The following is a 26,477-nucleotide window of genomic DNA, read 5'->3' as shown; positions in this document are numbered from 1 at the left end:
GCGCACCATTTGCCTTCCCTTCGTTCAAGTACATTACTACATGTTATAGTAAGATTATTTTAATCGATTTCTCAGTAAAAAGGAATAGGCGTTTTGTAAATTTTTTTTGTTAAATTTTACTGTATTTAAGCACCTTTTTGACCGGTTAATTTTGTGTAAACGACAAGTCGGTCCTGGTGAGTTTCGGCTTCCTGGTCATACCATCCTGTACACGTAATTACGTTAAGTGAAGGAGTATCAGAAGAGCCGAAAATCTTTCTGACCGGAGCTTCGTCAGCAGGATAAGCGACCACTCTTTCTACTTCAAAAGTTAGCAGAGTATGATCCCCGTGGATGCGGATGTCGTCTCCGGTTTTCAGTTTTTCTAAATCGAAAAAGACTGCCGGTCCTTTGTAACTGTCAACGTGCCCGGCGAGGACAGCATTCCCGGCATCACCGGGCTTCGTACCTGGCTCAAACCACCCCACGTCTTTATCATTATCAGGAACGTCCATCCCGCCTTCTTCAGTTAATCCCTCCTGCGTTACAGGGGCTGAGACATTAATAGCAGGTATTTCAATTTTGACAGGGGTAATGCCTTTATAGGAAGACTCGTCATCGTTTAAAGTAGTATTTTTTTCTACTTCTCGAGGGATATTATCTTTTTCCGCTTTAGTCGTTTCTTCAAAATCGGAAGTTGAAATGACCCTGGCCCCTTCTGAAGGTTTGTCCTGAAGCCATTGAAAGCTGACAAAGAAGACAAGGAAACCGAGAATCAGTGAACCAATAAATGGTTTCATTTCTACGCTTCTTGGCGTTTGCGAAACAAAATCAATCCTGCGCACATTGCTAGAACTCCGAGAAGACCTGCATATAGTACAGGGGTTGTTCCCGTTTCAGATGTTCCTCCCATTCCTGTAGCAGGCATTTCACTTGGCATTTCTTCATTATCCTGCAGCAGGAGAATTTCTGGAGAATCGGCAGTCCCTACAGCGAAGGCACTATATACATTCCCTTCTTCTATTTCAGTTCCAGATAAATCAAGCAGCTGATCTCCCTCTTCAGTACGAACTTCTAAGTCATAGGTACCTGCTTCGAGATCTTCATAATCAGAAGCTGAAGGAAATTCAGCCCCAGAAAAGATCGCATCGCCTTCCATTTCACCAACATCAACCGCTGGACCCTCTGGAATAAGATGGCCCACACGGAGCTTCGCCAGCCCGTCTTCAGCTTCCATGGAATCTTCAAATGCTTCTAATTCCAAATTGTCTACCGTATTAGCTGCAGCGACAGTATAAGCCATTCCACCTTCTACGCTTACATCCGTAGATAAAACGGGGTCTTCTTCACCCATTGTTCCTTCAGCATAAATTTCCACTGAGTGATCACCTGCTGGAAGTTCCATGTAGTCTGTAGCATCTTTAAATTCTGCGCCGTCTACGACAGAGTCCTCATTCACGTACACATCTACTGCAGGAGCATCAGGGGAAGCGTGAAGAATACGGACCATTGCGGTATCCTCGTGACCGTCAGCGTAAGAAACAGAGGCGAACAATCCAATAAACAAAACGACAATTCCCAGCATCGAAAATAATTTTGACATGTTTCCACTCCTTTAAAATTTTTAAATTTTATATAAATTGCTGAAGAGGAACTTCAACAATATATATTTAATTTTGCGAATTTTGTGTAAGTTTTGTGTAACTAACTATACACGTTTTAATAGAAATGAAAACATTATTGTGTGTTTGAATGTGCTGGGGAAAAGTGTGTCATAGAAAAAAGGCTTTGACGTTTGTCAAAACCTTTAAAAGGGTTACTTCTTGTATACAATCTCTCCGTCGATCATTGTCCAGAGCGGCACTGACATAAATTCGAAGGGGTGGCCGCTCCATAAAACAAGGTCAGCATCTTTTCCTTTTTCTATCGAACCCACACGGTGATCCACACCTAAATTTTTAGCGGGGGTGATCGTTATCCCGCGTAAAGCATCTTCTAACGGAAACCCCTCCCTGGTAGCTAATGCAGCACATATGTTCAAGTATTGTATAGGGGTATAAGGATGATCGGTCATTACGGATACCTGTATCCCGTGTTCATGTAAAACCTTATACGTCTGCCAGGTTTTATTACGGAGCTCTATTTTAGACATACGGGTTAATGTTGGACCGACAGATACCTGTAAGTTGCGGCCGGTAAGTTTATCAGCGATTAAATGTCCTTCAGTACAATGTTCAATTCTTAAGTCTAAATCAAATTCATCAGCAAAACGGAGAGCTGTAACAATATCATCGGCGCGATGAGCGTGGATACGGACTGGAATTTCTTTTCTTAAAGCTTTAAGAATAGGTTGGACACGAAGGTCATCAGGATTGCAATTAGGAGCATGATAGAAAGTTTCTCTCAATGTTCCCATAATTCCGAGCCTGGTTATCGATGCATTTTTTGAAGGGGAATGAACCCGTTTTGGGTTCTCGCCCAGTGCCATCTTTAATCCGGCTGTTTCTTTAATGACCATATCATTTATTGAGTGACCTACTGTTTTAATAACTGAAGTAGTGCCGCCGATAATATTTGCGCTTCCCGGCATAATATGAGCGGTCGTGACTCCTGCTTTTCTAGCATGGAAGAAGGCTGGGTCGAAAGGGTGGGCTCCATCGATCGCTCGAAGATGGGGAGTGGTCGCTTCAATTGTTTCGTTCGCATCACTTCCGGCCCAGCCTGTCCCTTCGTCATATAACCCTAAATGGGTGTGAATGTCAATAAACCCGGGAAATAATTGTCGTCCTTCTCCATCGATGATTTCCGCTTTCTCGGGTACAGCTATGTTTTTTCCGAATTCTTTGATCTTTCCATCCTTTATGTGGATACAGCCCTGTTCTATAAAGGGAGTAGTAATAGGGTGGATCCTGACATTTTTAATGAACGTGTGCACAAGCGGCCTCCTCAATTCGTCTTCTCTATATTATACTTCTAAATTAGAAAACTAGAGCATAAAAAAGAACGGAAGTGGCAGCTTCCGTACCTGAATTATAGATATATTTCTGCTTTTTTAAAACTTAAGCGGGATAGAAATTAATTGAAGCCTATTCGTCTAAGATTGATTGCAATGCTGGTTTGAGCTCAGGATACTTAAATGAGTATCCATGTTCGACTGCTTTTTTAGGCATTACAGATTGTCCGTCAAGCAGCAGTGTGCTCATTTCTCCAAGTGCAGTTTTGAGAGCGAACGCCGGAGCCGGAATCCAGTGAGGACGATTAAGAACTTCTCCTAAAATTTGACCAAAGTCTTTATTCCTCATTGGATGAGGGGCAGTACCATTTAATGGTCCCTGGAGCTTTTCTTCTTTTATCGCAAACTGAATCAAGCCCGCTGCATCATCTATATGCACCCATGACATCCATTGTTCTCCGGAGCCAAGATTTCCCCCTGCCATTAGTCGATAGGGAATGATCATCTTCGGTAAGGCACCTTCTTCTCCTAGAATAATTCCAAATCGGACAAACACGGTTCTAACATTTAAATCTGATGCCTTGACCGCACGCTTCTCCCACTCCTCGACAACACTGGCTAAAAAGTCATTACCCGGTTTGGTTGTTTCTTCAGTGAAGGTTTTAGTCTTTGAATTCCCATAATATCCAACAGCTGACGCGTTGACTAACACTCCTGGTTTGGTATGTGATTTTTCTATAATTTCGAGTACCCCTTCTGTGGCATCGATGCGGCTGTTCATAATGGATCGTTTCTTTTCCTCCGTCCAGCGTCCGCTGTTTAAAGACTCTCCCGCCAGGTTGACAAAAGCGTGTATCTCGGGCAGTTCCTCCCACGGTGAGAATTCTTCCTTCAACCAGCCGACAAACGTTATGTGGTTTGTATCATGATGTTTATCGGGGTTTCTCGTTAATATGTACACATGGTGACCTTCTTCAATCAGTGCATTCGTAAGCGTTTGACCTACAAATCCTGTTCCACCAGTAATCGCAATATTCATGAGGTGAGCCTCCTTGGTCACAATTAAATCTTAATCCTATCCTTCATATCAATAAACACATTTAACATTACAATTAACGATTCTTACACGTGACCGAGTAATAGGAAGCCGTGCTACAATAATGGAAAAGGGGTGTTTGTATTATGGCGAAAATCACTCGGATCACGACTCAGAAAAAAAGTAAGAATCGGTACAATATCTACCTGGATCGAGGTCAAGGGGAGGCCTACGGTTTCAGCGTAGATGAAGACATCTTAATTGAGTATACGCTCCAGAAGGATAAGGAGCTTGAAGAGTCTACCATCGAAGCTTTAATCCAAAAAGATACCGTACATAAGGTATATACCCAAACCATCAATTATTTAAGCTATAGAATGCGTTCAGAGAAAGAAATTCGGGATTTTTTACTGAAAAAAGAAACAGACGATGAACACATTGAAGAAATTATACGAAGATTGTACAGAGAAAAGCTGCTGGATGATCTGGAGTTTGCAAAAGCTTTGGTGAGAACCAGAATGAATACGGCAACTAAGGGGCCGCTAATGCTGAAAAAAGAGCTAATTGAAAAAGGAGTTGACGCTTCGCTTGCAGATGAAGCCATTATGGAATTTCCGTTTGCTCTCCAAGTAGAAAAAGCCGCAAAGCTAGCAGAAAAAAAAGTTAGAAGTGATCGTAAAAAGTCTCAAAAACAGCAAATTCAAAATGCCCAGCAGCATCTTATGCAAAAGGGTTTTAACAGCGATGTTATTAAGGAAGCATTATCCAGCCTTCCGGAAGAAGAAGACAACCAGGAGTGGGAAGCGGTCGTTTTTCAAGGGGAGAAACTCCTGCGTAAATACGAGAGGAAGTCGGAAGGCTATGAATTAAAGCAGAAAGTCAAATCAGGGTTGTATCGGAAGGGATTCACCTTTGAAGAGATCGATCGTTTTATTGATGAATATGTAACTGAATAGTAAATGTGCATAAATTTCAGTGCAGATGCGCACAAAAAAAGAGCGCCTCAGAAAGTCATGGCGCTCTGTCTCCTCAATATAATCCTTTAGTTTTTAAATCTTCTATGGCTTCATACACATGGTCAACAACGTATGCTGCCTTTTTCTGAACATCCGGATGAGCGGTAGACATCGCATAGCTGTGCGGCGTGACTTCAAACATAGGGAGGTCATTAAATGAATCCCCAATGCAGGCTGTCTCATCAGGGTTTACTCCGATTGAGTGAAGCAGCGCTTTTATTCCGTTTCCTTTATTTATCATCTGAGGCATAATATCTACACAGGATTCGTGAGAAATAAAGCTGTCAAGCTGCTCGCCGAATTGCTTATGAACACGGCGGTGAGCAAGGATAACATCATCTTCTTTCCCATGCAGCGTAATTTTTGAAGGGGTAATGTGAGTACCGAATTGAGTAATGAGTGCAGGCTCGATAATAATATCCTGAAAGAGCTGCGAAGATATTAAATCAACCCATTCATTATGCTCGCTTGTATAAATTTTATCTTTTGTGGAAACAGTTTTTACCATTGGCTCTTCTTTTATGAAATTCATAACTTCCTTCGCTTTAGCGGCTTCAAAAGATCTGGAATGAATGGAGTTATTATTAACATCATATACAAAAGCACCATTTTGACTGATGCGGTGACCTGTTACACCAACTTTATCGAGGACCTGGGTTATATCATGATCCATCCGTCCGGAGGCTACAGCCAACTCTACTTTAGTGTGATTTAATTCAACTAAGGCTTGAGTATCCTCGGGCTTAATATAGTGATTCATACCTAATAATGTTCCATCTAGATCACTTATGAAAAGTTTAATCATTTTTCTTCTCCTTTCGGCTGCAGACGGCTTTGCAGTCACGATAACGATTGTACAATGAAAATAATGTTATACAAAATACTTTGTTTTTCCTAAGACGAAGGTTGTCAAAATTGGGAGTCAATTATACGATAGTAGATACTGAGACATTGAAAACGTTTTTTTGTCAAATTACGTGGGGGAGCAAATATGGACGAACAAATTACGATAGATAAAGTGCTAAATAATAATGTGGTCATCGCTAAGCACCCATCCTACCAGGAGGTCGTACTTATTGGGAAGGGTATTGGATTCAGCAAAAAAAGAGGTGACTTCATTTCATTTAATAAAGCAGACAAAACATTTTTATTAAAAAATGAAAATGAAAAGCAGCAATATGTGAATTTAGTCCCGCACATTGATGAAGGTTTTATAAATTTCATGAATGATCTGCTGTTTCATATTGAAAAACGCATGGGACAGGAATTAAATGAGCATATTCATGTGGCGTTAACAGATCACCTTGCATTTGCACTAAAGCGGACTCAAAAGAACTTACATTTTACCAATCCCTTCCTGCCGGAAATCGAATCCCTGTACCCTAAAGAGTATCAAATTGCCATGGAAGTCGTTACGATGGTTTTTGATCATCTTGGAGTGCAATTTCCTGAAGGGGAAGTGGGCTTCATTGCCCTGCATATTCATAGTGCAGTAACGGATAAAACATTAAGAGAATTAAACCGCCATAATCAGCTCATTACTAATCTCGTGGAGATTGTGGAAGAAACAATGCGTGTTACAATTGATAAACACAGCGTTGATTATCATCGGCTTGTCCAGCATCTCCACAGGGCAATTGACCGTGTCTATCAGGACGAAAACATTGGAGATGAAATTCGTCTCGCTGACATGTTGAAAAATGAGTATCCTGTGTGTTATAATTTAGCTTGGAAGTTAATCAAAGTGATGCAAAAACAGCTGAATAAACCAGTAGATGAATCAGAAGCGATTTATTTGACGATTCATTTACAGCGACTAACTAATAAATCTTAACGTTACGTGTTACTGATACGATCAGGCATGAGTATCGAAGGATCTGATGGTTACGATATAAGGGAGAGGTGTACCCTGTTTCGTAATGATTGAACCTTTGTACTCATGCCTTTTTTGTGGTCAAATGACGATCACTGTTTCGGCGCCAGGGCTGTTTTATCGCAGCTGCGGCGCCTCCAGTTTCCGAAATTATGAAACCGTTTTATTTTTCTGACAATTGCTGTTTTTGTGTCACAACTATAAAAAATCAAGGAGGAAATACTTATGTTTAAGAATGCTTTTGGTACTTTGCAAAAGGTAGGTAAAGCGTTGATGACACCTGTTGCTTTACTTCCAGCTGCCGGTATATTGCTGGCTTTTGGTACGAGTTTTGCTCAGGATGATTTTACTGACAAGGTTCCGTTTTTTACTACTCCATGGGTAATGACATTACTTGAAGTAATGGCAGAAGCCGGCGGAGTCGTTTTTGACAACCTTCCGCTGCTCTTTGCCGTTGGTGTTGCTATCGGGCTGGCTAAAGGTGATGGAGTCGCCGGGCTGGCTGCGATTATTGGTTACTTAATCATGAACGTGGTTATGGGTGTACTAGGAAATGTAGATGGGGACATGACTTCTGATCCCGCCTATGCGGAAGTTCTCGGGATACCTACATTACAAACCGGGGTGTTTGGCGGTATTATCGTCGGTATTATGGCGGCCGCCTTATATAATCGATATTATAATATTGAATTGCCCCAGTTTTTAGGTTTCTTTGCCGGCAAACGATTTGTACCGATTGTTACCGCTTTTTCCGCAATTTTCTTAGGTATGATTATGCTTGTTGTATGGCCGTTTGCTCAAAGCGGATTAAACGCACTTTCTCACTTAATGCTGGAGGGCAACCAGACGATCTCAGCATTCTTCTTTGGTGTTATTGAACGTTCACTAATTCCTTTTGGATTACACCATATTTTCTATTCTCCATTCTGGTTTGAGTTTGGTACGTATGAAAATGCAGCGGGTGAAATAGTCCGCGGAGACCAGACTATTTTCTTTGAACAACTATCAGATGGCGTTGATTTCACTGCGGGTACATTCATGGTTGGTAAATTCCCATTCATGATGTTTGGACTTCCAGCGGCAGCGCTGGCCATTTATCATACAGCTAAACCTGAACGTAAGAAGGTTGTTGGCGGTATTATGCTTTCCGCTGCTTTAACTTCTTTCTTAACAGGGATTACTGAGCCGCTTGAATTCTCTTTCTTATTTGTTGCGCCTGTACTGTTTGGAATTCACGCTGTTTTTGCAGGACTTTCGTTTATGACCATGGAAATACTAAATGTTAAGATTGGTCAAACCTTCTCAGGAGGTCTAATTGACTTTATTCTCTTTGGAATTATGCCTAACCGTACCGACTGGTGGTGGGTTATCATCATTGGTTTAATCTTCTCTGTTATTTATTACTTTGGTTTCCGGTGGGCAATTCTTAAGTTTAACCTTGCAACCCCGGGTCGTGAGGATGAAGCTATTGATGCAGGTGAAGATAGTGGTGAAGCAGATGATCTGCCATTTGAAATTCTGGAAGCAATGGGTGGCGAGAAAAACATCAGTTACCTGGACGCATGTATTACTCGTTTAAGAGTTTCAGTAAATGATAAATCAAGTGTAAACAAAGACCGTCTTAAACAGCTTGGAGCTTCCGGTGTAATGGAAGTTGGAAATAACATTCAAGCCATTTACGGTCCAGTCTCAGATACCCTTCGCGGACAAATGCAGGACATCATTGATGGTAAAACTCCTCGTAAACGTGAAGAGGATGTAAAAGACAGCACGGCTGAAGCGGGAGCCGTAGCGCCGGTTTCAGACGCCGATCTAGAATTCGTAAGCCCTATTAAGGGTAAAGTATTACCGATTACTGAAGTACCAGACCAAGTGTTTTCTGGTAAAATGATGGGGGACGGCTTTGCAATTGAACCGATTGATGGTAAAATTGTTTCGCCTATTAATGGTAAAGTACTCAATGTGTTCCCTACTAAGCACGCTATTGGACTTCAAGCTGAGAACGGCATGGAGATCCTGATTCATATCGGAATCGATACTGTGAAGCTTAAAGGCGAAGGTTTCACTTCTAAAGTGGAAGAAGGTACAGAAGTGAAGCAGGGACAGACGCTAATGGAAGTTGATCTCGACTATGTCAGCGAGAATGCTGCTTCTATTATTACTCCAATAGTCTTTACAAACCTTGAAGAAGGTCAGCAGGTTGAAGTAACAGCAGCAGGCGAAGTGGATCATAATACAGAGAATATTATTACCATCACAAAATAAAAGGAGAGATTTATCATGGCAGAACAAACGATGAATATTACCGCAGCGGACGGAGTGCATGCCCGTCCGGCAACTGCTCTTGTACAAGTAGCGGGACAGTACGAATCAGATGTAAATATCGAGTACAAAGGAAAATCCGTAAATATGAAATCCATCATGGGTGTTATGTCCCTGGGAATTCCTAATGGTGCAGAAATTAAGTTTACTGCAGAAGGATCTGATGCTGATGAAGCAGTAGAAGCTATTGTAAAAAAAGCAAAAGATGAAGGATTAGGCGAGTAATTTTTTAAAAAAAGAGGAGCAGGCCGCTGGACGGTCCTGCTCCTCTTTTTGATTTAATGAAAAAGCCCATAAATTATGTGAAAAGCCCATAAAGTCGAAAGATCGCCCATAAACGGCCGTTTTCACCCATAAAAATTTATAAATACCCTTAAGTCTCATTTTTCGCCCATAAACCAGATGGTGGGAGCTGTTTACCGGTCAACAAAAATCTCGGAACGTCCATCGTCTTCATTGAAAATCTTTTGTGCCACACCTTCAGGTCCCTTTAAGGAAACCGGATTACTTACGTGGTCACTCTCGTCCCAGAAGGGGGTATTCATTCCACCCATATAAACCGCGGTAGCCTTAAGGGACTCTTTTTCCCATTCCTTTTGGAGGCTTTCTGTGAACCCGCGTACGGCAAACTTTGAAGCACAATACACAGTTTCATTCCTTTTCCCGCGTAGTCCTGCCGTCGAAATAATATTAAGTACTCTGCCATTAGAGCGTTTAAGCAATGGAGCCGCACTCTGGGTCATTAATATTGTTCCTTTAACATTTGTGTTCATCATGACATCAATGTCGTCAGAGGTGTAGGAGGACAAGTCTCCGAAGATGCCGATACCGGCGTTGTTCAGCAGTACATCTAAATGATCAAGCTGTTTAAATGCCTCTTGAACGGATGACGGCTCTGTAACGTCACAAATAATAACCTCGGCTTCTCCTCCTTTTTCTTTAATTTCTTTTTGAACGAGCAAGAGCTTCTTCTCTGTTCTTCCAGTCAGAATGACGTTGTAATCATTTTGAGCGTATTGAAGGGCAAGCGCCCTGCCTAAACCTGTCCCAGCCCCGCTGATTAATGCTTTTCTCATATAATAACCTCCTTAAACGGTAGTATTTATATTGTGACAAAAGACTGATAAAATGAAAACAGTAACATCGTGAGACGTTAACATAAAGGGGATGAAACCATGGAACGACGATACAGTGAATACAGCTATGGTGAATTGAGGAGTGAAGTTGCTCAATTGACAGAGAAGACCCGGAAAGCTGAACAAATGGGAATGGTAAATGAGTATGCGGTTTATGAACGTAAAATCGTAATGGCTAAAGCTTATATGATGAATCCTGAAGATTTCGAATCGAACAGAGTTTATCAAATTAAAGGTGACCCCGGTCACACGTTTCATATTGACTACATGAATGGAGTATTTGCCTGGGGATACCGGATTAATTTAACAGGAGCCGCAGTGGGTGAGAGGGAAGAGGCTCTGCCGATATCCATGCTTGGTGAAAAAGTAAATCAGTAAAAAAGCGCAGCAATTGGCTGCGCTTTTTGGTTTATCGTTTTTTTCTCATCTGAGTTTCTATAATCTGCTCAGATTGAGTCTGTTCGGTTTCGCCATTAACCCGGTGATTTAAGTGCTTTGCTCCTCGATGGAGGGATTTCTGGGTATTATTTCTTTTTCCCATTTTAATATTTGCCTCCTTGATTCACGTCGCGCTCTCTTGAGTGAAGTGCACGTTCCTGTGGTTTAGAATTAATTGTACCATTGGGACGTAATGCTAAATACTCGCTTTGATCATCCGGTGAATGGGTCATTTTTCTGTTAGGAAAGCCTTTTGCTTTGTTTCGCATCGCTCATCCTCCTAAGTGCCACTGAATGGTGACTTTTATAGTGTGTGTAGATGAAGGCGTGTTATGTGATAATATGGTGGGTAAACATTTCCATGAAAGGGGACGATATAATGCAGGATATTCATCAGCGCTTAGCAGAAAAACTATATGAAAAGAATAATTATTTAACAATAGATGAAGCTCGGACGTGGATTGAACTTTTATGGGAAGACTTTGAATCGACCAGGGCTAAAGCTGGTTATGATTACAAGGGGAAGCAGGTTACCGAACAGATTGTTACTCAATGGATTAATTATTACGGACCGAATCTTCACGAATTTAAGGCATCAAATCCAAAATATAAAGATTGGCTGAAGAAAAAAGGGTATGAGCATTAAAAAATCCGGACAGCATTAAGTCCGGATTCTTTATTTTGTTTCAGCAGCAATCATCAGCTTATCCTGCAGCTTTTCTTCTGTGAAAACCCAGCCGGTATATGAATTGATGATCTTTAATTTGTCCCCATGCTCATCATCAATCTGGACTAAAGCAACAAAAGGGTATCTGCCCTTAGAGCGATAGCGCAAATCAATGAAACGGACCTCTGTATACTCGTCAAAATATTCAATATCATACCGGTAGACAGGGGAGAATGACAGAAACGCTTTGATATTAGGATCGGTTAACGCGGTCTTTACAATGGGATCATCGTAATCAATCTCCTTATACACAAATTCATCGTAAATGGTAATGTGACCATTTTCCGCACGGCCTACGTAATAGTTATTCTTTGTTTCGATGGCAATTCTCCATACACTCTGCCGGATAGTAGGGGAAGTAGCAATTTGAACAATATCGTCGAAATGTTCATATACAAGTTTAACGAGTTCACGTTTGTCGAAATATCGTTTAACATAATATAGGGCAATAACAAAATAAATAACGAGCCACATATAAGCAGGATCCGCTCCAAGGTTCCACGCGACAATTCCTGCCAGATGCATCACAAAAATGTAAGGGTCAAAGGTATTAATGAAACCGTATGCGACCCACCTTTTAGTGATGGGGCGGTAAGCTTGTGTGCCGTACGCATTAAATACATCTACAAAAACATGCAGAATAACTGCAAGAAACGTCCACAGCCAAAGGTGTAGGAAATTGACTTCAGGAACGAATAAATAAATGAGAGAGGCAAGGCCGATTCCCCATAAGAGAACAGCGGGAATCGAATGCGTAATCCCTCGGTGGTGGCGGATGTAAACGGCGTTGTTTTTAAGTTTTAAGATGGTATCAGAATCTGGTGCTTGAGAACCGATTAATGTTCCAACGATTACCGCATTTGCAAGCGTTGGATCTGAATGAACCACGGGATCGAGCGTAGCCAAACCGCCAAGAGCTACACCCATAACCACGTGAGTGCCAGTATCCATGAATAGTTCCTCCTTTGGCCGACAACATATACATTGCTTATTAGTAAGGGTGAATAATAGTGAAGCATTATGAAAAAGCTCAAATAATCTTAAATGAGTTCAGTATAGACAACTTTCGCAGCCAATTAATCGATTGGTTTAATAAAGAGCAGCGAAGCCTGCCCTGGAGAGAAAATCAGGACCCCTATCGAGTGTGGGTATCAGAAATTATGCTCCAACAAACTCGAGTTGATACGGTTATACCTTATTTTAATCATTTTATGGAGCAATTCCCAACTCCTGAGGCTTTAGCGAGTGCAGATGAGCAAGACATACTTAAAGCGTGGGAAGGTCTAGGTTACTATTCCCGTGCACGTAATTTGCAAAACGCGGTTCGGGAGGTTGTCGAGTATTATGAGGGGAAAGTTCCAGATAATAAAGAACAGCTTGGAGAATTAAAAGGGGTGGGACCTTATACAAAAGGTGCCATACTAAGTATTGCCTACGATCAGCCTGAGCCTGCTGTTGACGGAAATGTAATGCGCGTCTTATCCCGGATATTGCTCGTTGAGGAAGACATTGCTAAAGCAAGTACGAAAAGCTTATTTGAAGCGTTGGTTCATGAGTTAATATCTAAAGAATATCCTTCTGCTTTCAATCAAGGATTAATGGAGTTAGGAGCCATCATCTGCACGCCTAAATCACCATCATGTCTGCTTTGTCCTGTGCGCAGTGAATGCCGGGCGTTTCACGAAGGCAGAGAGTTAGACCTTCCAGTGAAAACTAAGAAGAAAAAACAAAAGAAGCAGCCTTTTGCTGCTCTGTTTATCGAAAACGATCAGGGCGAAGTTCTTATTGAACAGCGTCCTTCAAAAGGCCTGCTGGCTTCCTTATGGCAATACCCAATGGTCCCGCTGGCAGAAATCGCTGAAAGTGATATTCCTTCATGGTTTCAGCTGGAGTTTGGAATAACAATTCAGCCAGAAGCAGCCATTGATCACGTCCACCATGTTTTTTCCCATTTGATTTGGGATATGAAGGTGATAAAAGCCCATACCTTCGATGGGAAAATGGATAGAGCAAATGCCATTTTTGTCAATAAAGAACAAGTTAAAGATTATCCCTTTCCTGTATCACATCAAAAAATCCACAAGCATCTTAATTAGTCAAAAGCGGCTTTCAGAACTGCTTTCCCATGAAGCTTCGCGTTGAGTTAAACCTCCGCGGAGCTTTATTTCATTGTTAATTTCCCGTAATAATGTTACACCTTCTTGATTCAAATAAGGGGCTGCTTGTGATAATGCGTGATGAAAATATCCTAGTTCAAGGTCCTGCCAATTATCTTTAGGTTCCATACTCAGCGCTGTCATATCCCGGCCTGCATACATAAAAAAGCCCTCCTTTTCCTTGTTATTATTAGATTTTCGACAAATTTTATGCGTGAAAAAAGTCCCCGAATTTTAACGAATAAACAAGTTGTAACGGAACTGTAACGTAACTGTAACGAAATGTGTTGAAGCTTGTCGTATCAACCGTTTTCATAGATTAATAGTGAATTTCCAATGTTTAGCTATATAGACAAGTCATAGAAAAATATGAATAATAGGTAACAGAGCAAAAAACACAGCAAAAAAAGTAGCCTATTCGAACTAGACTAATCTAATAAACTCTAAATTTAATTAAAATTTATCATATAAAAGAGAGGGAAATACGATGAATAAAAAACGTCTTGCAACAACTGTTTTCGGAACAATTGTAGGTGCTTCACTTTTTGGCGGTACAGTTATGGCTGATGAATCACACGAGGTAAAATCTGGAGATTCTCTATGGAAATTAAGTAACAAATATAACACGAGTGTTTCAGACCTGAAATCATGGAATAATTTAAATAGTGATCTTATCCGTGTAGGGCAGAACTTAGTGGTGGACAAGGATTCTTCAAGCGGTTCTTCTAACAGCAGTTCAAGCTCAAGCAGTACATACACAATTAAAAGCGGAGATTCTCTTTCCAAAATCGCTTCAAAACATAGTGTTTCTGTAAGCAGCTTAATGGATTGGAATAACTTAAGTTCTTCTTTAATTTATGCCGGCAAAGAGTTGAAGATTAAAGGAAGCAGTTCTTCAAGCTCAAGTTCTTCGTCAAGTAGTGCAAGCTCTTCAAGCAGCTCCAGCTCAAGTGCTTCAACTTACACAGTTAAGTCTGGAGATACATTATCTAAAATTGGCAGTAAGTATGGAGTAAGTGTTTCTAACCTGCAAAGTTGGAATGGAATTTCAGCACACCTTATCTATGTTGGACAGAAACTTGATCTTAAGAAAACTTCAAATAGTTCAAGTTCTTCTCAGTCTTCCAGTTCTTCCAACTCAAGCAGCTCAGAGAAGGAACAGGTTAAAGGAACATCTACTACTTCAAATACTGGCGTAGTGAGTGAAGCGAAGAAACACATCGGCACACCTTACTCTTGGGGTGGAACTTCTCCTTCAGGGTTTGACTGCAGTGGTTTCTTACAATATGTATTTAATAAAGCAGGAAAAGATCTTCCTCGTACTGTGGCTTCTATGTATGCCGACAGCCGCTTGACTTCAGTGAGTAAATCGAACTTACAAGTTGGAGACATGGTCTTTTTCGAAACATACAAGCCTGGCGCTTCCCATGCAGGTATTTATGTAGGGGATAACCAATTTATCCACGCTGGATCTTCCCGTGGTGTAGAAATCAGTTCACTTTCTAACACTTATTGGAACCCACGCTATATCGGAGCGAAACGTCTTTAATAATTGAAATTGACCAAGCGTCCTTTTTAAGGGCGCTTTTCTTATATTAACTACATTCCACGAGAGCTCCTTATTCTAAACATCAAATTTTTAAAAAAGGGCAGTAGACCCCGGTTGCAAAAAAAAATAACTATTTTGTATGAATGTTTTTGTGAAACCTGCGCACAATAATTTTTGCGGAGGTGATACTGATGGCTAAGCAACCGAAACAAGGTAAAACTGCAGCTGGTACAGATATGAACCATGTAAAACAACAAAACCAACAAGCTGCTCAGCAACAGAACGCTCAACAAAACGCTCAGCAAAACGCTCAGCAAAATGCTCAACAAGCTGCTAAAGGTCAGAACCAATTTGGTACTGAATTTGGCTCGCAGACTGACGCACAACAAGTACGTCAACAAAACCAAAAATCTCAAGCTAAGAAAAAGTAACGCTTGATATTTTAATCTGTACAGGCTTGCAATTTAGCCTGCATCAAACTCCCAGGAGCCGCCCAGATTTGGGCGGCTTCTTATATGTACATAAATTCTATTATTTTCATTCCTATCCAGAAGTCGTTATAATGAATAAAGGTTATTAACGGGATACTACAGGGAAGGGGAGATGAATATGCCCGGCCCGGATTCTGGTCTGCACACAGAAATACAAAGTTATAAACACAATGGCCAGCTGCACCGTGTGTGGGAGAGCACGATGGTGTTAAAAGGTACTAAAAATGTAATTATAGGGGCTAATGACCGTACAAGAGTTCAAGAAAGTGATGGACGAACCTGGATTACGCGGGAACCTGCTATTTGTTATTTTCATTCCAAGCATTGGTTTAATGTAATTGGAATGCTTCGGACAGATGGTGTGTATTATTATTGTAATATCAGTTCTCCCTTTATATATGAAGATGGAATTATTAAATACATTGATTATGATTTGGATATCAAAGTGTTTCCAGATATGACATTTAAGCTGTTGGATGAGGATGAATATGAGGTCCATAAACGGCAGATGAATTACCCGCATGTACTGGATCGAATTCTTTATAACAATGTGGAGGTTCTCATCCGCTGGATACGTCAGCGAAAGGGTCCTTTTTCACCAGAATTTATTGATCAATGGTATGAACGATACTTAACGTATCGCTGAGGGAGAAGCATGCGTACTGTTAAGAGGTGCGCTGCTGATGTTTTATATGGGGAGCTGGGTGGTGCACATTGGAAAGCATTAAGCGTTATTTATCATTTGTTAAACCTTATAAAGGGAAAATTATTTTAACTGTGTTAATAGGTGTTTTGAAATTTTCAATTCCATTGTTAATGCCATTAATTATTAAGTATGTGATTGACGATATTATTAACGAAGATGCAATGCCACAGGGGGAAAAGGTAGATCAGCTGCTTCTCTTAATGGGAGGCGCCTTTTTTGTTTTTATGATCATGCGTCCTCCCGTGGAATATGTACGCCAATACTTGGCGCAATGGATTGGAAGTAAAGTTCTGTACGATATTCGAGATAAATTATTTGATCATATTCAGCGGCTGAGTCTAGGTTTTTATTCCCGTACAAAAACCGGGGAAATCATTTCAAGAGTTATTCATGATGTCGAACAGACCAAAACTTTTGTTATTACAGGTTTGATGAACATTTGGCTTGATATGTTTACGATCGTTATTGCAATTATTATTATGTTGACTATGGATCCGTGGTTGACCCTTGTAGCTGTTGCGTTGTTCCCGTTTTATGGCTTTGCGGTGAAATACTTTTATGCCAGGCTTAGGAAGCTGACAAGGGATCGTTCGCAGGCGCTCGCAGAGGTGCAGGGTCATTTACATGAGCGAGTACAGGGGGTTCCTGTCACTCGAAGCTTCGCTTTAGAGGAATATGAACAGGGACAGTTTGATACGAGGAATTCGAACTTTCTAGATAAAGCACTTAAGCATACGAATTGGAATGCGTATACGTATTCGATTACAAATACTATTACTGACCTGGCACCGCTTCTCGTCATTGCTTTTGCAGGTTATCAGGTTATTACGGGTTCGATGACAGTAGGAACAATGGTAGCTTTTACAGGATACATGGATCGTGTGTATAATCCACTGCGCCGGCTGGTCAATTCATCCACCGTCCTTACACAGTCCATTGCGTCGATGGACAGGGTATTTGAATTCATGGATGAGCGGTATGACATCACGGATCGAAAAGGTGCAAAGCCACTGGAGCATGTGAACGGAGAAGTTACATTCCGAAACGTTTCCTTCAGCTATGGTGAAGAGGATCCGATGGTGCTTAAAAGCGTAAACTTAAAGGTTGAAAAAGGTGAAACCATTGCTTTCGTAGGAATGAGCGGGGGCGGAAAGTCAACTTTAATTAGTTTAATTCCCCGTTTTTATGACGTGACAAGCGGGCAAATCTTAATTGATGGTAAAGATATTCGTGATGTGCAGGCTCGTACGCTCCGGGATAAAATTGGAATGGTGCTGCAGGATAATATCCTGTTTAGTGATTCGATTAAGATGAATATTCAAATGGGGAATCCAGAAGCGTCAGACGAGGAAGTCATTGAAGCTGCTAAAGCTGCAAATGCTCATGACTTTATTATGGACCTCCCTCATGGTTATGACACGCTTGTAGGTGAGAGAGGCGTTAAGCTTTCGGGTGGTCAAAAGCAGCGGGTAGCTATAGCGAGGGTGTTCTTAAAGAATCCTCCGTTATTAATTCTTGATGAAGCTACATCCGCGCTTGATTTAGAGAGTGAAAGTCTAATCCAAAATGCACTTGAGCGTTTAGCATCTGACCGTACAACGTTTATCGTTGCGCACCGCTTAGCTACAATCACACATGCCAGCCGTATTGTTCATATTGAAAATGGAGAAATTGTGGAAGCCGGGACACATGATGAACTGATTAAACGAAAAGGGCATTATTATGACCTTTATCAAGTTCAACAGCTTGATGATCATCAAACGGAATATATGGGAACGTAAGTCCTGTGTAAACCATTAAGATTTGAAATTGGATAAAAAGGGAAGCTCCATAACTAAGTAGTCCCAGCCATTTAAAAAAGCTCAGAGTCGAACTCTGAGCTTTTTTTACTGTTTCATTGTAGCTGGCGGGCTTACTTATCTGTTGTTTGGATATATGTGTTGGGATGGTACTTCTGGTAACTTTTCAACAAACGTTTTAGTTTTTCCAGCTGATAATAGTATTCCATCAGCTGAGAAGCGAGCGGAAGAAAGACAAGTTTATCCGGGTGATGGTTGCTTTCTTCATATTCCTTCATTAAACGTTCAACAAGCATAGGTATATTAGGTTCTTCAATTTGACGCAACGATCTTTTGTGTGTTTCTTTGATACGCCCTTTTAAGCTGAGAATAAGTTTTTCGTGAGCATTTATTAATTTATCAAGTTCTGCGACTAAAGCATCCTGAAATTCATAAGGTATTTGTTCGATCTTATTTTCCAGTCGGTAGAAAGCTTTTAAAACATCAAAAGATTTCTTTGTAGTTGTAATTAATTGCCTGAACAAAACCAGCTTCCGCCCTTTTGAGAACCGGGATCCTCTTAAGTAAGTGCGCTCTTCGGAATAGAGAAGATAAGTATGATCGGTCCAGCGGATATTATCCTGAATGCGAGGGATTTCATATTTTAAAGCAGGTTCATCTGATAGTTGTCTCGTCATAACGCGCAGCCATTGTAAAATTTCATTCGTTGCTGTATCAATTTTTGAAAATAACCGCGTTTCATATTTAGGAGGAACAAAAACCAGATTTACAATAAACGCTGCTAAAATCCCGAGAATCATCGAAGCAAAACGTGAAGCGGCAAAAAATATGAAAGTTTGATCAGTTGAATCCATTAACGCTATAACAGCAACAGCTGCCAATGAGATCGTATTTTCGTTCATCTTTAGGTTCATTGTAAGCCCAATGACGATAATAATTGCAAAAGCTACGATGAACGGGTCATTACCTAATGTAAAAACCGCAATTATGGCAACGACAGCACCAATAATATTGGCTTGAATCTGCTCAACAATCGATTGATAGGATCTATAAATGGACGGCTGAATAGAAAATATAGCTGCAATTGCTGCCAGTAGGGGGTTGATGAAGCCCAGCAGGCTGGCTGCATATAAAGCTACGGCCACAGCTAAGCCGGTTTTCATCATTCGAGCTCCAAGCTTCATATTTCATTCATCCTTATCGTTTAAGAATATTTCTCTTTCCATTATATAGGATGGAAGATGAAAAAATATATAATTTTGAGTGACATGTTCATTCTTTCCCTTAACATCTCGACTTTAATCTCCTTAATTAATAAGCTTGGATGTAAACGAGGTATTTCAGAGTTCTTCCATTAGAATCTAGAGAAAAGGAGAAAAAGCGCCGCTTTTAAGCGGGGCAGACGGAAAGTCTCCTCGGTCACGACAGTTCACTTTTCGCAAATGCCCATAAATTTGCCTATTTGCCCATAATTTGAAATTATTGCCCGTAAAATATAATTATCGCCCGTAAAATCGTGAAATGACCCATAAACTGTGATAAACGCCCATAAATCGAGAACGCTCACCTCCGCGATTCAACGTACCATTAAAGCTATCTCAACAATCTGAAAAAGCGCACCCTTATATAAAAAGGGCACGCTTTGGCCTTCAGCTGTCCTTGGACATTTGTTTGAATGTGTAATCAACGGCCTCTAAAGTTTGATTAATATCTTTCTCGGTATGAGCTGTAGTCAGAAACCAGGCTTCATATTTAGATGGAGCTAAATTTATACCCTGCTCAAGCATCAGTTTAAAGAAACGGGCAAATTGTTCTCCGTTTGTGTTCTCAGCCTGTTCGTAGTTTTCTACTTTCTCATTTGTAAAGTAAATTGTAAGAGCACCCTTTAATCGGTTCACTGTTATATCAATGCCGTGAACGTTTGCTTTATTTAGTATCCCCTGTTCCAAAAGACCGCCTAATCGATCCATTTCTTCATATACTCCCTCTTGTTGGAGTACTTCTAAACAGGCAATTCCCGCCGACATCGAAGCAGGGTTGCCTGCCATTGTGCCCGCCTGGTAAGCGGGACCGAGCGGAGCCACTTGTTCCATAATGTCAGCGCGGCCGCCATAAGCGCCGATTGGAAGTCCGCCGCCTATAATTTTACCCATAGCGGTCATATCCGGTTCAATATCAAGCAGCTGCTGAGCACTGCCGTAGGTGAAACGAAACGCGGTAATCACTTCATCATAAATTACTAAAGCACCCGCATCGTGTGCAAGGTCATTCACTTCATTAAGAAAGCCCGGTTTAGGTTCAACAATACCAAAGTTCCCTACAATTGGTTCGACGAGCACACCTGCTATTTCATCTCCGAACTTTTCCAGTGCTTGTTTAAAAGGTTCTATGTCATTAAACGGGACTGTAATGACGTCTTGAGCAATAGAAGCGGGTACGCCGGCAGAATCTGGTGTACCTAAAGTAGACGGTCCTGAACCCGCAGCTACAAGTACAAGGTCAGAATGGCCGTGGTAGCACCCTGCAAATTTAATAATCTTATTTCTTCCTGTGTAAGCCCTGGCGACTCGAATTGTTGTCATAACGGCTTCCGTTCCTGAGTTGACAAAACGTACTTTGTCTAGAGACGGGACAGCTTCCTTAAGCATTTTAGCAAAACGATTCTCCAATGAAGTCGGTGTACCATATAAAACTCCGTTTTGAGCTGCTTTACTAATTGCTTCAGTAATATGGGGGTGGGCGTGGCCGGTGATTATGGGGCCGTAAGCTCCCAGATAATCGATGTATTTCTGGCCATCCACATCATAGAAGTATGCCCCTTCTCCTTTATCCATGTATACCGGAGTTCCTCCGCCTACACCTTTATAGGCGCGGGAAGGCGAATTTACTCCTCCGACAATATGCTGCTGCGCTTCTTCGAATAATTTTTCAGATTGTGTAAAATTCATATAATCCCTCCATCAAGCATTAAAGTTTTATTTTAACATGAATGATTTAAAGCACATATTCATATTAAATTGTACTGCTGCATATCTAGAGAATAGGCCTGTCTAATTAAGGGGATTGTATTCGATGATAACAATCGTAATTGCGCTTATATGCTTTCTGCTTATAGCAGGGAGCATCAGGCAGTTGTTTACGTCGCTTGAAATCGAACATCATATGTTTTCCTTCCATATTTTTTTAACACTCGCTATGCTTTACACTATTGTCATGATTGGTTTTGGACTTATTTATGCTGTACTGTCTGTGCAGGGAGTGGAGGTTTTTATGCGCACGGTTCACAATGATCCACCTTCCTGGGGGCATGAATTATCAAAAGGCATCTATTTCAGCGGGGTGACTTTATTTACGGTAGGCTATGGCGATTTGATGCCGGTTGGGTGGGGACGGTGGATCGCCATTATTGAAGCGATGATTGGTTATACGATTCCTGCTGCATTAGTAGCAAAAGTTTGGCAGAGTTCTAAAAAGGATAGCTGAGATTGGAACTTTGCTTTCATATGCGATACTCTTAAATAAGAAACGATTTAGGAGGGATTCAAGTATGACAGTAGAAGTAGGACAGCAAGCACCAGATTTTGAATTAACAGCCCACACAGGGGAGAAGGTTAAATTATCAGATTATAAAGGTCAAAATGTTGTATTATACTTTTATCCAAAAGACATGACTCCCGGATGTACAACAGAAGCCTGCGATTTCCGTGATCACCACGAGAGCTTCTCAGACGTCGATGCAGTCGTTCTTGGTGTAAGCCCGGATCCAGTCGAGAGCCATAAGAAGTTTATCGATAAGCATGACCTTCCATTCCTTCTATTAGCTGACGAAGATCATAAGGTAGCTGAAGAATACGGTGTATGGAAGCTGAAGAAGAACTTTGGTAAAGAATATTATGGAATTGAGCGTTCTACATTTATCATTGATAAAGAAGGTAAACTTGCTGAAGATTATCGGAAGGTAAAAGTGGACGGACATGTAGAGTCCGCTTTGCAATTAATCCGCGAAAAATTAGCGTAACCCTGAAGCTGTGGCAGAATCCTGCCGCGGCTTTTCTTTTTTATATTTTTGTAATTATTAATGTTGGGGCATAGGAAATGGGGTACTTTCTGCGGGAACAAGGATTTTGCTCATATACGTTCATCGGTCTCTGTGTTCTCTTTCAAGAAGGCACGCCAGGTATCCTTTAAGACTTTTGATAAAAGAGGTTAGTTTAAGTTGCGGTTAAGTCCAGTTACATATAATAATAGAAGAAAGCAGGATGGGAGGGGTAGTATGTTTATCTTATCAGCAATTAAACGAGTTCCTGAAGAGATCAGGGCTCATTTTGAACAAACCTTTGAGGATGTAGAATTTCTGTTTTGCCATGGGATTGAAGAAGCCGAGCAGCATTTACCTAAAGCAGACGTGTTCGTTACATACGGCGAAGATTTGAATGATGACCGGATTAATGCGGCTCAGCAATTGAAGTGGATTATGGTATTATCTGCCGGCATGGACCGCATGCCTTTTAAAGCTATTGATCAGCGAAATATTCTTGTCACGAATGTTAGAGGAATCCATGCTAAGCCAATGGCTGAGTATGCTATGTCCATGGTCTTGCAGGTAGCGCGCAATGCTAAACGACTAATGGAAAGAGAACGCGATCATATTTGGGACCGCCGGGTACCGATGACGGAGATCAATCAGAGTACTATGGTTTTGCTTGGTACCGGAGCGATTGCTCAAGAAACTGCACGGCTAGCGCAGGCTTTTAAAATGAAAACGATCGGTATTTCAAAGTCAGGACAGTCAAAGGAATTTTTTGATGAAACCTATAAAGTTGAGAGTATGGATGTTGCTTTAAAAGAAGCAGATTTTTTAATCGCGGTCTTACCGAGCACTCCGGATACTAAGTACTTGCTGACGAAAGACCATTTTAAGAAAATGCCTTCTCATTCTGTTTTTCTGAATATGGGGAGGGGAGACTTAGTGAAAAGCGAAGACATACTTAACGCTGTTCGTTCTAGTGATATAGGGCATGCGGTCCTCGATGTGTTTGAAGAGGAACCGCTGCCGGAAAATCACGTTTTCTGGGATGAGGAAAATATTACAGTCACACCTCATCTATCCGGAATCTCGCGTCATTATGTTCCAAGAGGGTTTGAGTTGTTTGAACGTAATTTAAATGCTTACAGGCAGGGAACGAAAATGGAAAACATTATTGATGCTAAACGGGGGTATTAACCATGCGTATTTATACAAGATCAGGGGACAAAGGGCAGACCTCACTTATATATGGTACACGTGTAGCGAAAAATGATTTACGTGTTGAAGCGTACGGAACGTGTGATGAAGCTAATTCTTCTATCGGAGTAGCAATCAGTCATTTAACCAGAGAAGATTGGGATGGGAAAAAATCATTTATCGAAGTAATGCATAAGATTCAAACTATACTTTTTCATGTAGGAGCGGAGCTGGCTACACCAAAAGGAAAAGAAGTGAAATGGCAGCTGAAGAATGAATACATTGAGGAGCTGGAGCAGCATATTGATAAGTGGGAAAAAGATCTTTCACCGTTAAAAAATTTCATACTGCCTTCCGGTCATGAGGCATCAGCAGCGTTTCATATGGCAAGAACCATTGTGCGCCGGGCAGAAAGAACGGCTGTAGGGTTGGAAGAGGAACTAAATAACCCGCTGGTCGTTTCTTACTTAAATCGATTATCAGATCTGTTATTTGTGGCAGCGAGATACGTAAACCATCATTTAGGCGGGAAAGAAGTTTTATTAAACCCTGAGGTGTAATTCATCGATAGATAGTCCTAAACTGTTTGACAATAGATAAACAAGCAGGTTAAACTAATTATAAGGATTCTAATTTAATAATTTTTTAATCAAGAACCAGTAATGAAAGCGAGGTGCATGACGGTGTCAGATCATCGACTTCAAGAAGCCATTGATACTTTAAAAGATTCTGGGGTACGGATAACACCACAACGTCATGCGGTGCTTGAATACCTGCTGAACTCTATGACTCACCCAACAGCTGATGAAATATACAAAGCATTAGAGAGCAAATTTCCTAACATGAGTGTAGCTACAGTTTATAACAATCTACGTGTGTTTAGAGAAATCGGCCTCGTAAGAGAACTAACGTATGGCGATTCATCCAGTCGTTTTGATTGTAATACTTCTGATCACTATCACGCGATTTGTGAATCATGTGGCAAGATTGTTGATTTTCACTATCCTAGTTTAAACGAAGTGGAATCATTAGCTGAACAGGTGACTGGATTTACTGTAAGTCATCATCGCATGGAAGTGTATGGTACGTGTGCTCAATGTAAAGCTAAAGCTGCTCACTAATATGTTTATATAAAAAACGTCCCGCTGATTTCAATTCAGCGGGACGTTTTTTATGTTTGTTGGTCAGCTTCTTTCTTCTGATGCCTTTTGGAATTGTATTTTTCATCAAATTCTTTACCTTCTAAAGACTTGTCTAACGTTAACGGCTGTTTGCAATGCATGCACGCATCCACACGACCCAGCATCTTTGTCGGCTTTTCGCAGCTTGGACACATAATCTGTATCGTTTTTGTCGAGAGCATTCCAATCCAGAAATATACGACCGTACTTAATCCGATAAATCCCATTCCCAGTATCATAAATAGGGCCATCGCCCAGGCAGTTTCTTTAAAAAGAAGACCTATGTACATCACGCCGAATCCCACAAAAATCAGCCAAAAAGCAAAGGAACGAATTTTATTGATTTTACTTTTATATTTTAACTCCAACTGATTTCCCTCCTAGATAGCTTACAACCGTAGTATAGCATTTTTTATAAGAAAAATATATTTATGGAAAGGATTTTGCCATTATATATCGAATATCATTTAAGTAGCGAAATATGATATGGGGGAACTATAATGGAAGATCTTTTGCGGCCCATTTATCAGGAAAGAGCCAGCCAGGCGAATACTCTTGGGATCTTAATTTTAGAAAAGAAAAAACCTGTCAGTCCTGTCACTGATAATTTTGACGTAATTTTGTTTATTATTGTAAAAAATGCTAAAGAACCTTGGTATGTTAAACATTATGAATTTGAAGAGAAAACAGCAGCCATGCATATTGTGGATGAAGAGCTGCTGCAACAATGGATCGATACAAGTTCTTACCGTCGGGCGGTGGAGTGGGTTATAAATGGCTCCATTATTTTTGAAAGAAATGATTATGTTAGTGATTTGAAAGAAAAGCTGAGGACATTCCCTGCCAGTACTAGAGATTTAAAGAAAGCGATTGAATTTGCTAAGTTAATAAGAAGCTATAGTGAATCAAAGGATTTATTTGAAAACGGCCACCACTTGGATGCCTTCAGCCGCATGGTGAATTCACTTCATTACCTGGCAAGGCTGGCTATCATTGAAAAAGGATTTCATCCTGAAGTAACAGTCTGGAATCAAGTGAAGAAGATTGAACCTGAAATTTATAAATACTATGAAGAGCTTATAATGAGTAAAGAATCAACAGATAAGCGGGTTCAATTGATGACGCTGGCCGTGGAACATGCCATTAGTATACGAGCGAGGACAAGTGCCAAGCATCTTCTTAATTTAATGAATGATAGACAAGAGACGTGGTCATTTGGAGAACTGAAGGTTCATCCTGAAATTAAAGAGTATGCCCTTGATCTTTCTTCCATGATTGAATATTTAGTGGAAAAGGGATTAGTAGAGATTGTGCGGCATGATACTAAAGGAATAAATATTTATCACCGAATGTATAAAGTGGCTTTCTATGGTGGAAAATAACCCTTCGAAGCCACCACCCTTTCTTTTAAAAAAAGAAAGGGTTTTTAATTTGGAAAAACTTATTGACTATAGTTTAAAAACCGTGGTATATTATTAAACGTCGCAACAAGAGGTGCGGCATCGCAAGAAAACAAATCAAATCATCCTCGAAAAAGTTATTGACTTCAACTCGTTAAGATGATATATTGATTAAGTCGCCATTTTGAGGCGTCAAACGAAATTTTGATCTTTGAAAACTGAACGAACCAACCAGTACGTCAACATCTTCTTTCTATATAGAAGGAAGTAAAACAAGCACATTCGGTGTGCAGAGCTAAAGGATCTTCAACTAAGTTCGCAACGTCCTGTTGCAACGTTGAAGTCAGTGCATCCGTGCACAAGTAAGTCATTCTCAACTTTTATGGAGAGTTTGATCCTGGCTCAGGACGAACGCTGGCGGCGTGCCTAATACATGCAAGTCGAGCGCAGGAAACCAGCAGATCCCCTTCGGGGGTGACGCTGGTGGAATG

At 40.8% G+C, this 26,477-nt stretch carries 30 protein-coding genes and 1 rRNA gene; 18 read left to right on the top strand and 13 right to left on the bottom strand.

The genetic code is table 11. The features are described 5' to 3' along the window. Positions 1 to 125 precede the first annotated feature (125 nt). The 4 genes from LF822_RS18125 to LF822_RS18110 form a co-directional block, all read right to left on the bottom strand. Positions 126 to 779, bottom strand: coding sequence for a class F sortase (locus LF822_RS18125; RefSeq protein ID WP_253925511.1), 654 nt, complete (start codon positions 777 to 779; stop codon positions 126 to 128). Between the two features lie 2 nt (positions 780 to 781). Then, positions 782 to 1,582 carry a DUF4397 domain-containing protein gene (locus tag LF822_RS18120; RefSeq protein ID WP_253925510.1) on the bottom strand — a complete coding sequence of 267 codons (801 nt, stop codon included), beginning with the start codon at positions 1,580 to 1,582 and terminating at the stop codon, positions 782 to 784. A 213-nt stretch (positions 1,583 to 1,795) separates the two neighbouring features. After that, positions 1,796 to 2,914 (bottom strand): amidohydrolase, encoded by a 1,119-nt coding sequence (locus tag LF822_RS18115; RefSeq protein WP_253925509.1) that lies wholly within the window; start codon positions 2,912 to 2,914, stop codon positions 1,796 to 1,798. Between the two features lie 151 nt (positions 2,915 to 3,065). Then, positions 3,066 to 3,971, bottom strand: coding sequence for a TIGR01777 family oxidoreductase (locus LF822_RS18110; protein WP_253925507.1), 906 nt, complete (start codon positions 3,969 to 3,971; stop codon positions 3,066 to 3,068). 143 nt (positions 3,972 to 4,114) lie between these two features. Here LF822_RS18110 and recX point away from each other — a divergent pair, with 143 nt between their 5' ends. Next, positions 4,115 to 4,924 (top strand): recombination regulator RecX, encoded by an 810-nt coding sequence (recX, locus tag LF822_RS18105; RefSeq protein WP_253925506.1) that lies wholly within the window; start codon positions 4,115 to 4,117, stop codon positions 4,922 to 4,924. A gap of 73 nt (positions 4,925 to 4,997) precedes the next feature. Here the strand turns inward: recX and LF822_RS18100 are convergent, their stop codons facing one another. Next, complete coding sequence (locus tag LF822_RS18100) at positions 4,998 to 5,789, bottom strand: HAD family hydrolase (protein ID WP_253925504.1); 792 nt, start codon at positions 5,787 to 5,789, stop codon at positions 4,998 to 5,000. Between the two features lie 186 nt (positions 5,790 to 5,975). Here LF822_RS18100 and glcT point away from each other — a divergent pair, with 186 nt between their 5' ends. The 3 genes from glcT (at position 5,976) to LF822_RS18085 (ending at position 9,404) form a co-directional block, all read left to right on the top strand. Continuing rightward, on the top strand, positions 5,976 to 6,818 hold the full coding sequence (gene glcT / locus LF822_RS18095; RefSeq protein ID WP_253925503.1) for a glucose PTS transporter transcription antiterminator GlcT: 843 nt from the start codon (positions 5,976 to 5,978) through the stop codon (positions 6,816 to 6,818). A gap of 264 nt (positions 6,819 to 7,082) precedes the next feature. Continuing rightward, positions 7,083 to 9,122 carry a glucose-specific PTS transporter subunit IIBC gene (gene ptsG, locus LF822_RS18090; RefSeq protein ID WP_253925502.1) on the top strand — a complete coding sequence of 680 codons (2,040 nt, stop codon included), beginning with the start codon at positions 7,083 to 7,085 and terminating at the stop codon, positions 9,120 to 9,122. A gap of 15 nt (positions 9,123 to 9,137) precedes the next feature. Then, entirely contained in the window at positions 9,138 to 9,404 is a 267-nt protein-coding gene (locus LF822_RS18085; RefSeq protein ID WP_253925501.1) for a phosphocarrier protein HPr, read from the top strand. Between the two features lie 191 nt (positions 9,405 to 9,595). On the opposite strand, the gene LF822_RS18080 is transcribed toward LF822_RS18085, so the two are convergent. Next, positions 9,596 to 10,255, bottom strand: coding sequence for an SDR family NAD(P)-dependent oxidoreductase (locus tag LF822_RS18080; RefSeq protein ID WP_253925500.1), 660 nt, complete (start codon positions 10,253 to 10,255; stop codon positions 9,596 to 9,598). Between the two features lie 99 nt (positions 10,256 to 10,354). Here LF822_RS18080 and LF822_RS18075 point away from each other — a divergent pair, with 99 nt between their 5' ends. Next, complete coding sequence (locus LF822_RS18075) at positions 10,355 to 10,693, top strand: YfhH family protein (RefSeq protein WP_253925499.1); 339 nt, start codon at positions 10,355 to 10,357, stop codon at positions 10,691 to 10,693. 31 nt (positions 10,694 to 10,724) lie between these two features. On the opposite strand, the gene LF822_RS18070 is transcribed toward LF822_RS18075, so the two are convergent. After that, the gene (locus tag LF822_RS18070; protein WP_253925498.1) at positions 10,725 to 10,856 is read right to left on the bottom strand and encodes a YpzG family protein; all 132 of its coding nucleotides are present in this window, start codon (positions 10,854 to 10,856) and stop codon (positions 10,725 to 10,727) included. A gap of 1 nt (position 10,857) precedes the next feature. Then, positions 10,858 to 11,022, bottom strand: coding sequence for a small acid-soluble spore protein K (gene sspK / locus LF822_RS18065; RefSeq protein WP_253925497.1), 165 nt, complete (start codon positions 11,020 to 11,022; stop codon positions 10,858 to 10,860). Positions 11,023 to 11,132: 110 nt separating this feature from the next. On the opposite strand from sspK, the gene LF822_RS18060 reads away from it, so the two are divergent. After that, positions 11,133 to 11,399, top strand: coding sequence for a YfhJ family protein (locus LF822_RS18060; protein ID WP_253925496.1), 267 nt, complete (start codon positions 11,133 to 11,135; stop codon positions 11,397 to 11,399). A 30-nt stretch (positions 11,400 to 11,429) separates the two neighbouring features. Here the strand turns inward: LF822_RS18060 and LF822_RS18055 are convergent, their stop codons facing one another. Continuing rightward, positions 11,430 to 12,431 carry a metal-dependent hydrolase gene (locus tag LF822_RS18055; RefSeq protein WP_253925495.1) on the bottom strand — a complete coding sequence of 334 codons (1,002 nt, stop codon included), beginning with the start codon at positions 12,429 to 12,431 and terminating at the stop codon, positions 11,430 to 11,432. Between the two features lie 59 nt (positions 12,432 to 12,490). Between LF822_RS18055 and mutY the strand changes: the two genes are divergently transcribed. Further along, entirely contained in the window at positions 12,491 to 13,576 is a 1,086-nt protein-coding gene (gene mutY, locus LF822_RS18050; RefSeq protein WP_253925494.1) for an A/G-specific adenine glycosylase, read from the top strand. On the opposite strand, the gene LF822_RS18045 is transcribed toward mutY, so the two are convergent. Then, complete coding sequence (locus LF822_RS18045) at positions 13,577 to 13,798, bottom strand: cytosolic protein (RefSeq protein ID WP_253925493.1); 222 nt, start codon at positions 13,796 to 13,798, stop codon at positions 13,577 to 13,579. It abuts the gene before it with no gap. Positions 13,799 to 14,123: 325 nt separating this feature from the next. Between LF822_RS18045 and LF822_RS18040 the strand changes: the two genes are divergently transcribed. The 4 genes from LF822_RS18040 (at position 14,124) to LF822_RS18025 (ending at position 18,163) form a co-directional block, all read left to right on the top strand. Continuing rightward, positions 14,124 to 15,185 carry a C40 family peptidase gene (locus LF822_RS18040; protein WP_253925492.1) on the top strand — a complete coding sequence of 354 codons (1,062 nt, stop codon included), beginning with the start codon at positions 14,124 to 14,126 and terminating at the stop codon, positions 15,183 to 15,185. Positions 15,186 to 15,376: 191 nt separating this feature from the next. Beyond that, the gene (locus tag LF822_RS18035) at positions 15,377 to 15,616 is read left to right on the top strand and encodes a gamma-type small acid-soluble spore protein (protein ID WP_253925491.1); all 240 of its coding nucleotides are present in this window, start codon (positions 15,377 to 15,379) and stop codon (positions 15,614 to 15,616) included. Positions 15,617 to 15,794: 178 nt separating this feature from the next. Beyond that, a complete protein-coding gene (gene ntdP, locus LF822_RS18030) occupies positions 15,795 to 16,322 on the top strand; it encodes a nucleoside tri-diphosphate phosphatase (protein WP_253925490.1) in 528 nt (175 codons plus the stop codon). A 68-nt stretch (positions 16,323 to 16,390) separates the two neighbouring features. Next, positions 16,391 to 18,163, top strand: a complete 1,773-nt coding sequence (locus tag LF822_RS18025; RefSeq protein ID WP_253925489.1) for an ABC transporter ATP-binding protein — start codon at positions 16,391 to 16,393, stop codon at positions 18,161 to 18,163. A gap of 131 nt (positions 18,164 to 18,294) precedes the next feature. On the opposite strand, the gene LF822_RS18020 is transcribed toward LF822_RS18025, so the two are convergent. Next, positions 18,295 to 19,365: an FUSC family protein gene (locus tag LF822_RS18020; protein ID WP_253925488.1), complete on the bottom strand. Its 1,071-nt coding sequence runs from the start codon at positions 19,363 to 19,365 to the stop codon at positions 18,295 to 18,297. A 465-nt stretch (positions 19,366 to 19,830) separates the two neighbouring features. Continuing rightward, the gene (locus tag LF822_RS18015; protein ID WP_253925487.1) at positions 19,831 to 21,129 is read right to left on the bottom strand and encodes a glutamate-1-semialdehyde 2,1-aminomutase; all 1,299 of its coding nucleotides are present in this window, start codon (positions 21,127 to 21,129) and stop codon (positions 19,831 to 19,833) included. A gap of 124 nt (positions 21,130 to 21,253) precedes the next feature. Here LF822_RS18015 and LF822_RS18010 point away from each other — a divergent pair, with 124 nt between their 5' ends. From LF822_RS18010 to perR, 5 genes are all read left to right on the top strand, one after another. Continuing rightward, positions 21,254 to 21,664, top strand: a complete 411-nt coding sequence (locus LF822_RS18010; protein ID WP_253925486.1) for a potassium channel family protein — start codon at positions 21,254 to 21,256, stop codon at positions 21,662 to 21,664. Positions 21,665 to 21,728: 64 nt separating this feature from the next. After that, positions 21,729 to 22,199, top strand: a complete 471-nt coding sequence (gene bcp / locus LF822_RS18005; protein ID WP_253925485.1) for a thioredoxin-dependent thiol peroxidase — start codon at positions 21,729 to 21,731, stop codon at positions 22,197 to 22,199. 255 nt (positions 22,200 to 22,454) lie between these two features. Further along, positions 22,455 to 23,405 (top strand): D-2-hydroxyacid dehydrogenase, encoded by a 951-nt coding sequence (locus LF822_RS18000; protein ID WP_253925484.1) that lies wholly within the window; start codon positions 22,455 to 22,457, stop codon positions 23,403 to 23,405. 2 nt (positions 23,406 to 23,407) lie between these two features. Beyond that, positions 23,408 to 23,965, top strand: coding sequence for a cob(I)yrinic acid a,c-diamide adenosyltransferase (locus LF822_RS17995; RefSeq protein ID WP_253925483.1), 558 nt, complete (start codon positions 23,408 to 23,410; stop codon positions 23,963 to 23,965). A 117-nt stretch (positions 23,966 to 24,082) separates the two neighbouring features. Further along, a complete protein-coding gene (gene perR, locus LF822_RS17990; RefSeq protein ID WP_256522319.1) occupies positions 24,083 to 24,526 on the top strand; it encodes a peroxide-responsive transcriptional repressor PerR in 444 nt (147 codons plus the stop codon). Positions 24,527 to 24,576: 50 nt separating this feature from the next. Here the strand turns inward: perR and LF822_RS17985 are convergent, their stop codons facing one another. Beyond that, entirely contained in the window at positions 24,577 to 24,954 is a 378-nt protein-coding gene (locus LF822_RS17985; protein WP_253925481.1) for a YgzB family protein, read from the bottom strand. A gap of 132 nt (positions 24,955 to 25,086) precedes the next feature. Between LF822_RS17985 and LF822_RS17980 the strand changes: the two genes are divergently transcribed. Both LF822_RS17980 and LF822_RS17975 read left to right on the top strand, forming a co-directional pair. After that, on the top strand, positions 25,087 to 25,968 hold the full coding sequence (locus LF822_RS17980; RefSeq protein ID WP_253925480.1) for a nucleotidyltransferase-like protein: 882 nt from the start codon (positions 25,087 to 25,089) through the stop codon (positions 25,966 to 25,968). Positions 25,969 to 26,365: 397 nt separating this feature from the next. Next, a 16S ribosomal RNA gene (locus LF822_RS17975) occupies positions 26,366 to 26,477 on the top strand; the annotation flags it as partial.

Origin of the sequence: Halobacillus sp. A5, from assembly GCF_024189315.1 — a bacterium.
In the GTDB taxonomy this organism is placed as follows: Bacteria; Bacillota; Bacilli; order Bacillales; family Halobacillaceae; genus Halobacillus_A.
The sequence above is the reverse complement of the archived record's forward strand: the minus strand, read 5'-3'. Positions and strand labels throughout refer to the sequence as shown.

Coding starts and splice junctions, on each gene's coding strand:
- LF822_RS18125 (WP_253925511.1), bottom strand. CDS start 779: ATGAAACCATTTATTGGTTCACTGATTCTCGGTTTCCTTGTCTTCTTT.
- LF822_RS18120 (WP_253925510.1), bottom strand. CDS start 1,582: ATGTCAAAATTATTTTCGATGCTGGGAATTGTCGTTTTGTTTATTGGA.
- LF822_RS18110 (WP_253925507.1), bottom strand. CDS start 3,971: ATGAATATTGCGATTACTGGTGGAACAGGATTTGTAGGTCAAACGCTT.
- recX (WP_253925506.1), top strand. CDS start 4,115: ATGGCGAAAATCACTCGGATCACGACTCAGAAAAAAAGTAAGAATCGG.
- LF822_RS18100 (WP_253925504.1), bottom strand. CDS start 5,789: ATGATTAAACTTTTCATAAGTGATCTAGATGGAACATTATTAGGTATG.
- glcT (WP_253925503.1), top strand. CDS start 5,976: ATGGACGAACAAATTACGATAGATAAAGTGCTAAATAATAATGTGGTC.
- ptsG (WP_253925502.1), top strand. CDS start 7,083: ATGTTTAAGAATGCTTTTGGTACTTTGCAAAAGGTAGGTAAAGCGTTG.
- LF822_RS18085 (WP_253925501.1), top strand. CDS start 9,138: ATGGCAGAACAAACGATGAATATTACCGCAGCGGACGGAGTGCATGCC.
- LF822_RS18080 (WP_253925500.1), bottom strand. CDS start 10,255: ATGAGAAAAGCATTAATCAGCGGGGCTGGGACAGGTTTAGGCAGGGCG.
- LF822_RS18075 (WP_253925499.1), top strand. CDS start 10,355: ATGGAACGACGATACAGTGAATACAGCTATGGTGAATTGAGGAGTGAA.
- LF822_RS18070 (WP_253925498.1), bottom strand. CDS start 10,856: ATGGGAAAAAGAAATAATACCCAGAAATCCCTCCATCGAGGAGCAAAG.
- sspK (WP_253925497.1), bottom strand. CDS start 11,022: ATGCGAAACAAAGCAAAAGGCTTTCCTAACAGAAAAATGACCCATTCA.
- LF822_RS18060 (WP_253925496.1), top strand. CDS start 11,133: ATGCAGGATATTCATCAGCGCTTAGCAGAAAAACTATATGAAAAGAAT.
- LF822_RS18055 (WP_253925495.1), bottom strand. CDS start 12,431: ATGGATACTGGCACTCACGTGGTTATGGGTGTAGCTCTTGGCGGTTTG.
- LF822_RS18045 (WP_253925493.1), bottom strand. CDS start 13,798: ATGTATGCAGGCCGGGATATGACAGCGCTGAGTATGGAACCTAAAGAT.
- LF822_RS18040 (WP_253925492.1), top strand. CDS start 14,124: ATGAATAAAAAACGTCTTGCAACAACTGTTTTCGGAACAATTGTAGGT.
- LF822_RS18035 (WP_253925491.1), top strand. CDS start 15,377: ATGGCTAAGCAACCGAAACAAGGTAAAACTGCAGCTGGTACAGATATG.
- ntdP (WP_253925490.1), top strand. CDS start 15,795: ATGCCCGGCCCGGATTCTGGTCTGCACACAGAAATACAAAGTTATAAA.
- LF822_RS18020 (WP_253925488.1), bottom strand. CDS start 19,365: ATGAAGCTTGGAGCTCGAATGATGAAAACCGGCTTAGCTGTGGCCGTA.
- LF822_RS18015 (WP_253925487.1), bottom strand. CDS start 21,129: ATGAATTTTACACAATCTGAAAAATTATTCGAAGAAGCGCAGCAGCAT.
- LF822_RS18010 (WP_253925486.1), top strand. CDS start 21,254: ATGATAACAATCGTAATTGCGCTTATATGCTTTCTGCTTATAGCAGGG.
- bcp (WP_253925485.1), top strand. CDS start 21,729: ATGACAGTAGAAGTAGGACAGCAAGCACCAGATTTTGAATTAACAGCC.
- LF822_RS18000 (WP_253925484.1), top strand. CDS start 22,455: ATGTTTATCTTATCAGCAATTAAACGAGTTCCTGAAGAGATCAGGGCT.
- LF822_RS17995 (WP_253925483.1), top strand. CDS start 23,408: ATGCGTATTTATACAAGATCAGGGGACAAAGGGCAGACCTCACTTATA.
- perR (WP_256522319.1), top strand. CDS start 24,083: ATGACGGTGTCAGATCATCGACTTCAAGAAGCCATTGATACTTTAAAA.
- LF822_RS17980 (WP_253925480.1), top strand. CDS start 25,087: ATGGAAGATCTTTTGCGGCCCATTTATCAGGAAAGAGCCAGCCAGGCG.